The following is a 13,522-nucleotide window of genomic DNA, read 5'->3' as shown; positions in this document are numbered from 1 at the left end:
GGTGCTCATCATCACGCCTGCGGCTCCTGCACCGGGCCATGGCCGTGACGCATCGCGCGCTGTTCGCGGCGCTGGCGCAGGCGCTCGGAGAAGCGCTCCATGTACAGGTAGATCACCGGCGTGGTGTACAGCGTGACCAGCTGCGAGAGCAGCAGGCCGCCGACGATGGCGATGCCCAGCGGGCGGCGCAGTTCCGAGCCGATGCCGGTGCCCAGCGCCAGCGGCAGCGCGCCGAGCATGGCCGCGGCGGTGGTCATCATGATCGGACGGAAGCGCAGCAGGCAGGCGCGGCGGATCGCCTCATGCGCGTTGGCGCCGGTGCGGCGTGCCTCGATCGCGAAGTCGACCATCATGATGCCGTTCTTCTTGACGATGCCGATCAGCAGCACGATGCCGACGATGCCGTCCACCGACAGCGGCAGCCCGCACACCATCAGCGCCAGCAGCGCGCCCACGCCGGCCGGGGGCAGGGTGGAAATGATGGTGAAGGGGTGGATGTAGCTCTCATACAGCACGCCCAGCACGATGTAGATCAGCACCAGCGAGGCCAGCAGCAGCCACACCACGTCGGTCTGGCTGCCGGTGAACTCGGCGGCCTTGCCGATGAACTGCGCATGCACCTGCGAGGGCATGTCCAGCCCGGCCTTGGTCTCTTCGATCGCCTTGACCGCATCGGACAGCGAGTAGCCCGGCGCGATGTTGAACGACACCGTGACCGCCGGCAGCTGCTGCTGGTGGCTGACCACCAGCGGGGTGCTGGTGACCTTGCCCTCGGCCAGCGCGGCCAGCGGAATGATGTTGCCCGCACCGACCGGAATACCGGTGTTCTGCGCGCCGATGCCGGTGGCCGTGGACGAGTTGGACGAGGTCACCTGGCCGAAGTTGGTGGCATTGCTGCCGGTCAGCGCACCGGCCCCGTTGGAGGCCACCGCCAGCTGGTTCATCAGCGCGGTGCTGGTGCGGAACTCCGGCGCCACTTCCAGCACCACGCGGTACTGATTGAGCTCGGTGAAGATGGTGGAGATCTGGCGCTGGCCGAAGGCGTCGTACAGGGTGTCGTCGATGGTCTGCATCGGCACGCCGAGCACGCTGGCCTTGTCGCGGTCGATGGTCAGCTCAAGCGCGCGCCCCTGGTTGGAGAGGTTGTTGTCCACGTCGGCCAGCTCCGGGCGCTGGCGCAGCGCTTCGGTCAGGCGGGTGGCCTGCAGCGCGACCTGCGCGCTGTCCACGTCCGACAGCGAGTACTGGTACTCGGTGGCGGCCACGCGGGTATCCAGGGTGACGTCCTGCACCGGCTTGAGATACAGCGCCACCCCGGGAATGCCCGCCACGGCCTTCTGCAGGCGCGGCAGGATCTCATCCAGCCCGTCGCGGTCGCCGCGCTCCTTGAGCACGATCGACAGCTGGCCCTGGTTGAGCGTGGGGTTCATGGTGCCGGCGCCGATGAAGGCCGAGACACCGGTCACTGCCGGGTCGCTGCGCAGGGCTTCGGCCACCGCTTTGGTGCGCTGCTCCATCTGCGGGAAGGCAATGTTCTGGTCGGCCTGCACCACGCCGGTGATCAGGCCGGTGTCCTGTTCGGGCAGCAGGCCCTTGGGGATCACGATGTACAGCACCACGGTCAGCACCAGCGCACCGGCGGCGACCGCCAGGGTCAGCGGCTGGTGATCCAGCACCCAGTCCAGGCTGCGCTCGTACAGGCCAACGGTGCGCGACCACACGGTGGTCTTGCCGGCGGCGGCGGCACGCTCGTGCGCATCCTCGCCTTCAGGCAGCGCGTCGGGCTTGAGCAGGTAGGCGCACATCATCGGGGTGAGCGTCAGCGAGATCAGCATCGACAGCGTCACCGCGATGCTCAGCACCCAGGCGAATTCGTGGAACAGGCGGCCGGTGACACCGGGCATCAGCAGCAGCGGCAGGAACACCGCCACCAGCGAGATGGTCAGCGAGAGCACGGTGAAGCCGATCTGCTGCGCGCCGATCTCGGCCGCTTCCGGGCCGCTCTTGCCCTGTTCGATGTAACGCACGATGTTCTCGATCATCACGATCGCATCGTCGACCACGAAGCCGGTGGCCACCACCAGCGCCATCAGCGACAGGTTGTCCAGGGACATGCCGGCGAAGGCCATCACACCGAAGGTGCCGGCCAGCGACAGCGGCACCGCCACCGAGGGAATGATGGTCGCCCACAGGCGGCGCAGGAACACGAAGATCACCGCGACCACCAGGCCGATGGTCAGGATCAGGGTGAACTGCACTTCATGCACCGAGGCACGGATGGTCTCGGTCCGGTCGTTGAAGATCTCCAGGTGCACGTCGGCCGGCAGCACGCTCTGCAGCTGCGGCAGCAGCGCACGGATGCGTTCGACGGTCTGCACGATGTTGGCGCCGGGCTGGCGGCGCACTTCCAGCAGCACCGCCGGCTTGCCATCGGCCCACGCGGCCAGCTGGTCGTTCTCCACGCCATCGACCACGTTGGCGACATCGGACAGGCGCACCGGGCGGCCGTTCTTGTAACTGATGATGGTGTCGCGGTACTCGGCGGCGCTGGTCAGCTGGTCGTTGGTGCCGATCGAGTAGGACTGGGTCTTGCCGTTGAGCGAGCCCTTGGGCGCGTTGACGTTGGCCTGGGTCAGCGCGCTGCGCAGCTCTTCCAGGGTCAGGCCCATGTTGGACAGCTGCGCCGGGTTGACCTGGATGCGCACGGCCGGGCGCACGTTGCCGGCGATGGAGACCAGGCCCACGCCCTGCACCTGCGACAGGCGCTGGGCGAGGATGGAGTCGGCGTAGTTGTTGACGTCGCGCAGCGGGCGCGTGTCGGAGGTGAGCTTGAGGGTGACGATCGCCGCATCGGCCGGGTTCACCCGGTTGTAGACCGGCTGGTAGGGCAGCGAAGAGGGCAGGGTGGCCTGGCGGATCGCGGCCTGTACATCCTGCGCGGCGATATCGATGTCGCGGTCCATCGAGAACTGCAGGATGATCGTGGACAGCCCCGCCGACGAATCGGAGGTCATGATCTCCAGCCCGGAGATCTGTCCGAATTGGCGCTCCAGCGGCGTGGTCACCAGCGAGGCCATGGTGACCGCGTTGGCGCCCGGGTATTGGGTGGTCACCACCAGGCTGGGCGCATCGATCTCGGGCAGCGCCGACACGGGCAGCTGGCGGTAACCGAGGATGCCGAGCAGCAGCAGGCCCGCCATCAGCAGCGAGGTGGCGATCGGGCGGCGGATGAAAATCGTCGAAAAGCCCACGGGCGGGTCCTTGCTGGTGCGTCGTGCTGCGTTGGATCAGGCGAACGCCGGCGCTTGGGCCGGCGTCAGGAACGTGGGGCGGGCGCGATCAGCGCGGACCGCCACCGCGGCGTCCACCGCCACCCTGCTGCTGGGCGGCCTTGAGCTCGGCTTCGGTCGGTGCGGCCGGGGTCTCGCCCGGCTTGAGCGCGGTGACCTTGGCGCCCGGCTTGAGCCGGAACTGGCCTTCGCTCACGACACGCTCGCCGCCCTTGAGGCCCTCGGTGATCTGCACCTGGCTGTCGCCGACTTCCACCCCGCTCTTGACCGTCTGCATGGCCACGGTGCTGTCCGGCTTGACGATGTAGACGTACTCGCCGTCCGGGCCGCGCATCACGGCCTGGGTCGGGATCACCACGCCGCCGGCGATGGTGCGCAGCTGCATGCGGACGTTGACGAACTGGCCCGGCCACAGCGAATTGTCTTCGTTGTCGAACAGGGCGCGCGCGCGGAAGGTGCCGCTGTCGCTGCTGATCTGGTTGTCGACCACGTCCAGCTTGCCGCCATCGGTCAGCACATGCGCATCGTTGCGGTCCAGCGCGGCGATATCCACTGCGCCGGCGGCCTGGGCCTGGCGCACCGCCGGCAGCTGGCGCTCGGGCAGGTTGAACACGACATGGATCGGATGGATCTGGGTCAGCGTCACCAGCGCGGTGCCCGCGCTGACGATGTTGCCGGCATCGACCGCACGGATACCGGCGATGCCGGAGATCGGCGCGGTCACGCGGGTGTACTGCAGCTGCACCTGGGCGGCGCGCATGCTGGCCTCGTTGGCGGCCACGGCACTTTCGAACTGGGCCACCTGGTTGCGCTGGGTATCCAGGTCGGTCTTGGCCACGTACTGGCGGTACTCGGCCGAGTTCGAGCGCTGGTAGTTGGAGCGGGCGGTGGCGAGCTGGGCCTCGTTCTGGCGCTTGGCCGCCGCGGCCTCGTCGTAACTGGCCTGCAGGGTGCGCGGGTCGATCTGCGCAAGCAGGTCGCCCTTCTTCACTTCCTGGCCTTCCTTGAAGTTCAGGCTGATCAGCTGGCCACCGACCTGCGGGCTCACGGTGACGGTGTTCATCGCCGCGACCGTGCCCAGTGCACTGGCGTAGACCGGCACGTCCTGGCGGATCGCATCAATGACGGTGACCGGGACCGGCCCGGCGTTGGCCGGATCCCCGCCCTGGCGCCCTTGCGCCGACGCACCCGCCGCGTCGCCCTTCTTGCCGCCCATCAGGCGCACACCCACCACGGCAACCACCAGCACTGCGACCACCAGCAGCACGATCTTCCAGAAACGCGACATTCAATAACTCCTGAGGGGCTGGCGGAGGGCGGGGGCCCGGTTGGCTAGGCGCAAAGCATACTCGTCGCCCGTGGCCTTTCATGCATGACGGATGGGACGGGCGATCAGACCGGATGTGACGGGTGAGGTTCCATCCATGAACGTTTGCCGGGGCAGAAAGTTACAGCGCGACCGGCGCCGATGCCCTACATTCAGGTTCGACCGCCGTTCTGACCCGTGGAGACCTTCAATGCCCCGTCTGTCGCTGCTGATGTCCGCCCTGCTGCTGGCCGCCCCCGGCCTGGCCGCCGCCGCCCCCGCCGAACGCCCGGAAGTGGCCGCCGCTGCGACCCGCCTCAAGGCCCAGGTGATCGACTGGCGCCGTGACTTCCACCAGCACCCGGAGCTATCCAACCGCGAAGAACGCACCTCGGCCAAGGTGGCGGAGCGCCTGCGCGCGATGGGCCTGAAGCCGCAGACCGGCATCGCCCACCACGGCGTGGTGGCCATCATCAAGGGCGGCAAGCCCGGCCCGCGGATCGCCCTGCGCGCGGACATGGATGCGTTGCCGGTGACCGAACAGACCGGCCTGCCATTCGCCTCCAAGGCCACCAGCACCTACCGCGGCGAGACCGTCGGGGTGATGCACGCCTGCGGCCACGATGCCCACACCGCCACCCTGCTGGGCGTGGCCGATGCGCTGGTGAAGATGCGCGCGAACCTGCCGGGCGAAGTGATGCTGATCTTCCAGCCCGCCGAAGAGGGCGCACCGCCGCCGGAAGAGGGCGGTGCGGCGCTGATGCTCAAGGAAGGCCTGTTCAAGGACTTCAAGCCCGAAGCCGTGTTCGGCCTGCATGTGTTCTCCAGCGTGCCGGCCGGCCAGATCGCGGTGCGTGGCGGCCCGCTGATGGCCGCCTCGGACCGGTTCGGGATCAAGGTGATCGGCCGCCAGACCCATGGCTCGGCCCCGTGGAACGGGGTGGACCCGATCGTGGCCACCGCCGACCTGGTCGGCACCGCACAGACCATCGTCAGCCGCCGTGCCAACCTGTCCAAGCAGCCGGCAGTGGTGACCTTCGGCGCGATCAAGGGCGGCATCCGCTACAACATCATTCCCGATGAAGTGGAGATGGTCGGCACCATCCGCACCTTCGACGAAGGCATGCGCCAGCAGATCTTCGCCGACCTGCGCAACGTGGCCGAGCACACCGCGGCCGCGCACGGAGCCAAGGCAGAGACCGAAATCTATGAGTCCGAGGGCAACCCGGCCACGGTCAACGATCCGGCCCTGACGGCGCGGATGCTGCCGAGCCTGCAGGCCGTGGTGGGCGAGGGCAATGTCTACGAGCCGCCGCTGCAGATGGGCGCCGAGGATTTCTCGCTGTATGCGCAGCAGGTGCCGGGCATGTTCTTCTTCGTCGGCTCCACCGGCGAGGGGATCGATCCGGCCACGGCCCCGGCCAACCACTCGCCGAAGTTCCTGCTCGATGAGAAGGCGCTGGACGTAGGCCTGCGCGCGCTGCTGCAGGTGAGCCTGGATTATCTCAACGGGACGGCGGCGGCGCCTGACGCAGGCTGACGTCAGCCGACGGCGGGCAGACGGCAGGTCCCGGCCGGTGGCCGGGGCCACAACCGGCGCCGGCGGAAGGGTTCGGATCCTCCCGCCGGCCGGGGAGGCCGTCACCCGGTCGCCGTGGCCTTTCGTTTCGCCGCCGGACGCCGCCTGCGTACCGGCGTAAAATGGCGGCATGAATACCCCCCAGGACTCCAGCCTCGGTCGCGAAGTGGCTTACCCGTCGCAGTACGATCCCGGTCTGCTTTTTCCCATCCCGCGCCGCGGCGCCCGCGAAGAGATCGGCCTGGACGAGGCGGCGCTGCCGTTCGTCGGCCATGACCGCTGGCAGGCCTATGAGCTGAGCTGGCTGGACGGGCGCGGCAAGCCGCGCGTGGCGGTGGCCACGGTCAGCGTGCCGTGCACCTCCCCGAACCTGATCGAATCCAAGTCGTTCAAGCTGTACCTCAACTCGCTCAACAGCACGCGCTTCGACGACGACGCCGCCGCGCGCCTGTGCATCACCCGCGATCTGTCGGCCTGCGCCGGGGCGGTGGTGACGGTCGTGTTGGGGGTGCCGCCGCTGGTGGAAGAGGCCGAGGGCGAATCGCTGGACGAGCGCGACGTGGCCATCGAGCGCTACGGCCCGCCGGCACCGGAATTCCTGTTCGCCGATGCCGATGACGTGGTCACCGAGACATTGAGTTCGGCGCTGCTCAAGTCCAACTGCCCGGTCACCGGCCAGCCGGACTGGGCCAGTGTCAGCGTGCGCTACCGCGGCCCGAAGATCGACCGCGACGGCCTGCTGAAGTACCTGATCAGCTACCGCGAACACGCCGAGTTCCATGAGCAGTGCGTGGAGCGCATCTTCAGCGAGATCACCCAGCGCTGCCAGCCACAGTGGCTGGAAGTGGAAGCGCGGTACACCCGCCGCGGCGGGCTGGACATCAACCCGTGGCGGGCCAGCCCGGGCATCGCCGCCCCGGCACGTACCGTCCGCGACCTGCGCCAGTAGGCGTTCCGCGCGTCTTCACATCCACGCCATGCCGCATTAACAAGGGCTGTGACACCGTGCCTCCCATGTCGTCAATCAAGACGGGAGTGTATGGATGAGTACCGATAAGAAAGTCGACTTTTCCGGTGTCAGCGCCAGCGTTGATACCACCGCGCAGAAAGTCGATCAGGTCGATTTCTCGGGTGTGACCGCCTCGGTGGATACCACCGCGGAGAAGGTCGGAGGCACCTACACGGTGCAGAAGGGCGATTCGCTCTCGAAGATCGCCAAGCAGGAACTGGGCGATGCCAATGCGTGGAAGCGCATCTTCGAGGCCAACCGCGACGTGCTGGACGACCCGGACAAGATCCAGCCCGGCCAGACACTGAAACTGCCGCCCAAAGCCTGATCCACTTTACTGCCCACCATCACACAGGGAGCAACCTCCATGAAGAAGTCGTCCATCAGTACTGCCGTCCTCGCCGCGCTTCTGGCCACCGTGGCCTTGGCGGGCTGCAAGAAGAAAGAAGACACCGCCGATAACAATGCGCAGCCGGCGGCGACCGCGCCTGCCGCTCCGGCCCCGATGACCGAAGCCGCGCCGCAGCCGATGACCGCTGCCACCGGCGTGACCGTTTCGACCGTCACCGTCGGCAAGACCGCCGCGGCGGACAAGACCGTCACCTCGGCCGCATTGTTCGCGCCGAAGGACGACATCATCGTCTCGATCCGCACTGACGGCAGCGCCAACAACGCCAACGTCGCGGCCAAGCTGACCTTCCAGAACGGGCAGGTCGCCGGCGAGCAGAATCAGGTGGTCAATACCACCGGTGCCGAAACCACCAACATCTCCTTCAAGAATGCCAATGGCTGGCCGGCGGGCAAGTACCGCGCGGAAGTCACGGTAGATGGTAAGGCGGCTGGATCGCCGCAGGAGTTCGAGGTCAAGTAAGCCTAGACGCCGACTCTCTCCCGGCAACAGGCTCACGATGGACGCAGCCGCGAGGCTGCGTCTTTTTTATGGGCGTCTTCCGGACCACAGCGTTCCAGTACGTTTGCGTATGGGACGGCTTTGCTCCGGGGGGCTGAAAACGCGACAATGCGGGGGTTTCCCGCCGTGCGCGCCGTTGGTTGGCGCGGTCCCCGGGGAAAGTGCGGGCCCGCTGTGCCAGGCCCTGCACGCGACACGGTTGCACGCGGCCCGGCATTGCCGTCGGCCATCATTCACGAGATCTGCAAGAGAGCCCTGATCCCCCATGTCGAACACGCCCAAGATTCTCTACACGCTCACCGATGAAGCCCCGTTCCTGGCTACGCAGTCGCTGCTGCCGATCGTCGAGGCCTACACCGCCACCGCCGGCATCGCCGTGGAAACCCGCGACATCTCGCTGTCCGGCCGCATCCTGGCCCTGTTCCCGGATTATCTGAAGGACGACCAGAAGGAAGCCGACCATCTGGCCGAACTGGGCCAGCTGGCGACCACCCCGGACGCGAACATCATCAAGCTGCCCAACATCAGCGCCTCGGTGCCGCAGCTGAAGGCCGCGATCAAGGAACTGCAGGACCAGGGCTTCGCACTGCCGAACTACCCGGATGTGCCGACCGATGACGTCTCGCGCGACATCAAGGCGCGCTACGACAAGGTCAAGGGCAGCGCGGTGAACCCGGTGCTGCGTGAAGGCAACTCCGATCGCCGCGCACCGCTGTCGGTCAAGAACTACGCCCGCAAGCACCCGCACCGCATGGGCAAGTGGTCCAAGGACTCCAAGTCGCATGTCTCGCACATGGACGGCGGTGATTTCTACGGCAGCGAAAAGTCGGCCACGCTGGCCAATGTCGGCAGCCTGAAGATCGAACTGTTCAAGGCCGATGGCAGCAGCGTCGTGCTCAAGGAAAAGACCGCGGTCAAAGCCGGCGAGATCGTCGATGCCGCGGTGATGAGCCGCAATGCGCTGGCCAGCTTCGTGCAGGCGCAGATCGCCGATGCCAAGGCCAAGGGCGTGCTGTTCTCGCTGCACCTGAAGGCCACCATGATGAAGGTCTCCGACCCGATCATGTTCGGCGTGGTCGTCGAAGAGTTCTACAAGGACGTGCTGGCCAAGCACGCCGACGTGCTCAAGCAGGCCGGTTTCGATCCGAACAACGGCATCGGCGATCTGTTCGCGCGCCTGCCGCAGCTGCCCGAAGCCACCCAGGAAGCGATCAAGGCCGATCTGGCGGCCGAGTACGGCAAGCGCCCGGGCCTGGCCATGGTCAATTCGGACAAGGGCATCACCAATCTGCACGTGCCCAGCGACGTGATCGTCGATGCATCGATGCCGGCGATGATCCGCGACTCCGGTGGCATGTGGAATGCCGACGGCAAGCTGCAGGACACCAAGGCCGTCATTCCCGACCGTTGCTACGCCGGCGTGTACCAAGCCGTGATCGACGATTGCCGCACCCATGGTGCCTTCGACCCGGCCACCATGGGTTCGGTGCCCAACGTCGGCCTGATGGCGCAGAAGGCCGAGGAATACGGCTCGCACGACAAAACCTTCCAGATCCCGGCCGACGGCACCGTGCGCGTCACCGACGACGCCGGCAAGGTGATCTTCGAGCACGCCGTGCAGACCGGTGACATCTGGCGCATGTGCCAGACCAAGGACGCCCCGATCCAGGACTGGGTGAAGCTGGCCGTCAACCGCGCCCGCCTGAGCAACACCCCGGCGGTGTTCTGGCTGGATGCCAACCGTGCGCACGATGCGCAGGTGATCGCCAAGGTCGAGACCTACCTGAAGGACCACGACACCAACGGCCTGGACATCCGCATCCTGGCGCCGGTGGAGGCGACCGCCTTCTCGCTGGACCGCATCCGCAAGGGTGAGGACACCATCTCGGTGACCGGCAACGTGCTGCGTGATTACCTGACCGACCTGTTCCCGATCATGGAACTGGGCACCAGCGCCAAGATGCTCTCCATCGTGCCGCTGATGGCCGGTGGTGGCCTGTTCGAGACCGGTGCCGGTGGTTCGGCGCCCAAGCACGTGCAGCAGTTCGTGGAAGAGGATTACCTGCGCTGGGATTCGCTGGGTGAGTTCCTGGCCCTGGCCGCGTCGCTGGAGCACCTGGGCAACCGCTACGACAACGCTGGTGCCACCGTGCTGGCCAAGACCCTGGACCAGGCCAACGGCCAGTTCCTGGACAACGACAAGTCGCCGTCGCGCAAGCTCGGTGGCATCGACAACCGCGGCAGCCACTTCTACATCGCGCTGTACTGGGCCCAGGCCCTGGCCGCGCAGGATGACGACGCCGCGCTGAAGGCCCGTTTCGCGCCGCTGGCCAAGGCACTGGCCGACAACGAGCAGGCCATTGTCGGTGAACTGGCGGCGGTGCAGGGCAAGCCGGTCGACATCGGCGGTTACTACCGTCCGGACGTGGCCAAGGCCAGCGCCGCGATGCGTCCCAGCAGCACCTTCAACAGCGCGCTGGCTGCGTTGTAACGAAGCGGTCCCGCCACGGCGGTGATCTATGAAGAACCCGCGCTTCGGCGCGGGTTTTTTTTGTGGGCCCCCGCTGGGCAAGCGACCAGCCGCTGCCGTATGGTGGCAGCAGGTTTCCTGGAAGTGACTGCATGTGCGCTCGCTGTTCCTGCCGGTTCTGCCCGTGGTGCTCCGTCCGGGGCATCGCATGAACACGCCCGCTGATGCGCTGGCGCGGCTGATCCGCGATGGCTTCGAGGACTACCATGCGCGCTTCGCGGCGATCAGCCGGCGCGCACGGCTGCGCTTCGAGCAGCGCGATTGGGCAGGGGCCCGGCAGGACGCCGTGGAGCGCATCGGGCTGTACGACCAGTGCATCGCCGAGACCGTCGATGCCCTGCGTCGTGTCGCCACCGGCGACATCGGTGAGCGCGCGCTGTGGCTGCAGATACGCGCCGCCTACGCCGTGCTGCTGGCCGGGTTGATCGATGCCGAGCTGTACAAGACGTTCTACAACACGCTGGCGCGGCGGTTGTTCGCCACCCGCGGTGTGGACGGGGCGATCGAGTTCATGGCGATGGATGTGGAGCCGTCCGATGCCATCACCCATCCCGTCGCACGGCACAGCTATACCCTCTCACCGACGCGCCCTGCTGACGCGTTCATGCGCGTTCTCGGTGACTATCGGTTCGACGTGCCGTATGCGCACCAATTGCGCTGCGCCGCGGCGGTCGCGGTGCGCCTGCAGGACGATCTGGCGCACTGGGGCGACTACCCCGTGCGCAGCATCGAGCTGCTCGATACCGTGTTCTATCGGGAGCGCCGCGCCTATCTGGTGGGGCGTGTCTTCGGCGAGCATCGCTTCTCGCCCTGCGTCATCGCGCTGGTCCATGACGAGCGCGGCCTGCGTGTGGACGCGGTACTGAGCCGGCGCCGCGATGTCGCGCATCTGTTCGGTGTCTCACGCAGCTATTTCCAGGCGGATCTGGCGACCGTGGGCGATGCGGTGGTGTTCCTGCGCAGCCTGCTGCCGGGCAAGCCGGTGGATGAGATCTATACCGTGCTCGGGCGCGCCAAGCAGGGCAAGACCGAGCGCTATCGCACGTTCTTCCGCCACTTCCAGGACCAGGCCGGCGAACAGTTGACGCACGCCGATGGCACCCCCGGCATGGTGATGGCGGTGTTCACCCTGCCCAGCTATCCGCTGGTGTTCAAGCTGATCCGCGACCGTTTCGCCTGGCCCAAGACCCTGACCCGGCACCAGGTCGAAGAAAAGTATGCGTTGGTGTTCAATCTCGACCGGGTTGGCCGGTTGCTTGATGCGCAGCCCTATCGGCACCTGCGTTTCCCTCGGGCGCGCTTCTCCGCTGCGCTGCGCGAGGAACTGCTCACCCAATGCGCCAGCAGCGTGCACGAGGAAGGCGACGAGCTGGTGATCGCACTGTGCTATGTACAGCGGCGATTCCGTCCGCTCAATCTTTACCTGCGCGAGCAGACCGCCGAGGCCCGTCGCATCGCCGCGCTCGACTACGCGCAGGCGATCACCGACATGGCGCGCAACAACATCTTTCCCGGTGACATGCTGCCGAAGAACTTTGGTGTGTCACGGCACGGGCGCGCGGTGTTCTATGACTACGACGAGCTGTGTCTGGTCACGGAGTGCACCTTCCGCACCTGGCCAACCCCGCGCAACGAAGAAGAAGCGCTGGCGGATGAGCCGTGGTTCCAGATCGGTCCGCACGATGTGTTTCCGGAGCGGTTCTGGATGTTCATGGGGCTGCCGTCGCCCGAGCTGGCCGCGGTGCGCGAACACTTCGCGCATCTTTTCGATCCGGTGTGGTGGCAACGGCTGCAGACCGGATTCGCCGCCGGTGTGTTTCCCGACACGCCGCCGTATGCCGGATCGCTGCGGCTGGCCTGATTGGCAGCGTGGAGATGGCTGGGCTAGGCTGTAAGGAAACCCGCCGTCGCCGTCGCCGTGGGCGACAGCGCCTCTGGCAAGACCACAACGGATCCACCGATTCGATTGGTGACGTGACCGGCGCTCGCTATGCTGTTCCCACCGATAACGATGCATGGCACAAGGAGAAACAACAGGATGGACATCATCAAGGGACTCGCCGTGGCTGCGGCGCTGGTGGCAGCGCCCGCGCAGGCGGCCAAACCGCCCGCCGATGTGCCGGTGGAAATGGGCATGCGGATCGAGGGCAGCCTCGCCATTGGCAGTGACGGCCGTATCAATACGCTGGAGATCGACAAGCAGGACATGATTCCCGAGGCGGTTGCCACGCTGGTGCGGGACACCGTGCAGAAGTGGGAGTTCGAACCGCAGCTGCGTGACGGCGTTGCCGTGCCGACCGATACGCGGATGACCGTGCGCGTGGTGGCCCGGCCGGGGGAGAACGAGACGTTCAACGTGCATCTGGTCAGCGCGCACTTCGAAGCCGCCAAGAGCGATGCCGAACGGGCCGCCGACCGCCGTGGCCGCACGGTAGCACCGCGCTATCCCGGCGAAGTGTTCCGGTATGGCGGCCAGGGAACGGTGTATCTGGCACTGAAGGTCGATCGCGACGGCCGTGTGGTCGACCGGGTCGCCGAGCAGGTCAATCTGCGCAGTACCGGCACACCGAAACAGTTGGAGGCATTCCGCAATGGCCTGGCCAAGGCCTCGCTGGATGCCGCGCGCAACTGGCGCTTCCCGCAGAGTGCCGAGGATGCGGCGCTGGATCAGCCCTACCGCACCCTGCGCGTGCCGGTGACTTTCGCCATCGGCGGCACGCCAACCGATGATCTCAGGCACTGGCGCGCCTATGTGCCGGGCCCGCGCAGCCAGATTCCCTGGACGACCCGCGCTGACAGCGCAGCGTTCTCGCCGGATCTGCTGAGCGACGGCTCGGCCACGCTGGCCGGTGACCCCAACGCCCCGCGCCTGCGCACCCCACTGGGCAGCTGAGCCTG

At 67.0% G+C, this 13,522-nt stretch carries 9 protein-coding genes; 7 read left to right on the top strand and 2 right to left on the bottom strand.

Annotated features, from left to right (window positions below; all coding sequences use genetic code 11):
- Positions 1-11: 11 nt before the first annotated feature.
- Entirely contained in the window at positions 12-3,251 is a 3,240-nt protein-coding gene (locus tag ACTT2I_RS16165; protein ID WP_421098860.1) for an efflux RND transporter permease subunit, read from the bottom strand.
- An 88-nt stretch (positions 3,252-3,339) separates the two neighbouring features.
- Positions 3,340-4,578: an efflux RND transporter periplasmic adaptor subunit gene (locus ACTT2I_RS16160; RefSeq protein ID WP_019183494.1), complete on the bottom strand. Its 1,239-nt coding sequence runs from the start codon at positions 4,576-4,578 to the stop codon at positions 3,340-3,342.
- Positions 4,579-4,807: 229 nt separating this feature from the next.
- Between ACTT2I_RS16160 and ACTT2I_RS16155 the strand changes: the two genes are divergently transcribed.
- The 7 genes from ACTT2I_RS16155 (at position 4,808) to ACTT2I_RS16125 (ending at position 13,517) form a co-directional block, all read left to right on the top strand.
- Positions 4,808-6,136 (top strand): M20 family metallopeptidase, encoded by a 1,329-nt coding sequence (locus tag ACTT2I_RS16155; protein ID WP_421098861.1) that lies wholly within the window; start codon positions 4,808-4,810, stop codon positions 6,134-6,136.
- A 169-nt stretch (positions 6,137-6,305) separates the two neighbouring features.
- Entirely contained in the window at positions 6,306-7,124 is an 819-nt protein-coding gene (gene queF, locus ACTT2I_RS16150) for an NADPH-dependent 7-cyano-7-deazaguanine reductase QueF (RefSeq protein WP_421098862.1), read from the top strand.
- A 94-nt stretch (positions 7,125-7,218) separates the two neighbouring features.
- Positions 7,219-7,512 (top strand): LysM peptidoglycan-binding domain-containing protein, encoded by a 294-nt coding sequence (locus ACTT2I_RS16145; protein ID WP_070426094.1) that lies wholly within the window; start codon positions 7,219-7,221, stop codon positions 7,510-7,512.
- Between the two features lie 39 nt (positions 7,513-7,551).
- Complete coding sequence (locus ACTT2I_RS16140) at positions 7,552-8,055, top strand: hypothetical protein (RefSeq protein WP_019183498.1); 504 nt, start codon at positions 7,552-7,554, stop codon at positions 8,053-8,055.
- A gap of 304 nt (positions 8,056-8,359) precedes the next feature.
- Complete coding sequence (locus ACTT2I_RS16135) at positions 8,360-10,585, top strand: NADP-dependent isocitrate dehydrogenase (protein WP_421098863.1); 2,226 nt, start codon at positions 8,360-8,362, stop codon at positions 10,583-10,585.
- 187 nt (positions 10,586-10,772) lie between these two features.
- Positions 10,773-12,485, top strand: coding sequence for a bifunctional isocitrate dehydrogenase kinase/phosphatase (aceK, locus tag ACTT2I_RS16130; protein ID WP_421098864.1), 1,713 nt, complete (start codon positions 10,773-10,775; stop codon positions 12,483-12,485).
- 177 nt (positions 12,486-12,662) lie between these two features.
- Complete coding sequence (locus tag ACTT2I_RS16125) at positions 12,663-13,517, top strand: hypothetical protein (protein WP_421098865.1); 855 nt, start codon at positions 12,663-12,665, stop codon at positions 13,515-13,517.
- Positions 13,518-13,522 lie beyond the last annotated feature (5 nt).

This window comes from Stenotrophomonas sp. PUT21 (assembly GCF_052232875.1).
Taxonomy (GTDB): Bacteria; Pseudomonadota; Gammaproteobacteria; order Xanthomonadales; family Xanthomonadaceae; genus Stenotrophomonas; species Stenotrophomonas maltophilia_N.
This window is presented reverse-complemented; position numbering and strand designations above follow the sequence as displayed.

Excerpts from the sequence above, each read along its gene's own strand:
- ACTT2I_RS16160 (WP_019183494.1), bottom strand. The coding sequence starts at position 4,578 with ATGTCGCGTTTCTGGAAGATCGTGCTGCTGGTGGTCGCAGTGCTGGTG.
- ACTT2I_RS16140 (WP_019183498.1), top strand. The coding sequence starts at position 7,552 with ATGAAGAAGTCGTCCATCAGTACTGCCGTCCTCGCCGCGCTTCTGGCC.
- ACTT2I_RS16145 (WP_070426094.1), top strand. The coding sequence starts at position 7,219 with ATGAGTACCGATAAGAAAGTCGACTTTTCCGGTGTCAGCGCCAGCGTT.
- ACTT2I_RS16135 (WP_421098863.1), top strand. The coding sequence starts at position 8,360 with ATGTCGAACACGCCCAAGATTCTCTACACGCTCACCGATGAAGCCCCG.
- aceK (WP_421098864.1), top strand. The coding sequence starts at position 10,773 with ATGAACACGCCCGCTGATGCGCTGGCGCGGCTGATCCGCGATGGCTTC.
- ACTT2I_RS16155 (WP_421098861.1), top strand. The coding sequence starts at position 4,808 with ATGCCCCGTCTGTCGCTGCTGATGTCCGCCCTGCTGCTGGCCGCCCCC.
- queF (WP_421098862.1), top strand. The coding sequence starts at position 6,306 with ATGAATACCCCCCAGGACTCCAGCCTCGGTCGCGAAGTGGCTTACCCG.
- ACTT2I_RS16125 (WP_421098865.1), top strand. The coding sequence starts at position 12,663 with ATGGACATCATCAAGGGACTCGCCGTGGCTGCGGCGCTGGTGGCAGCG.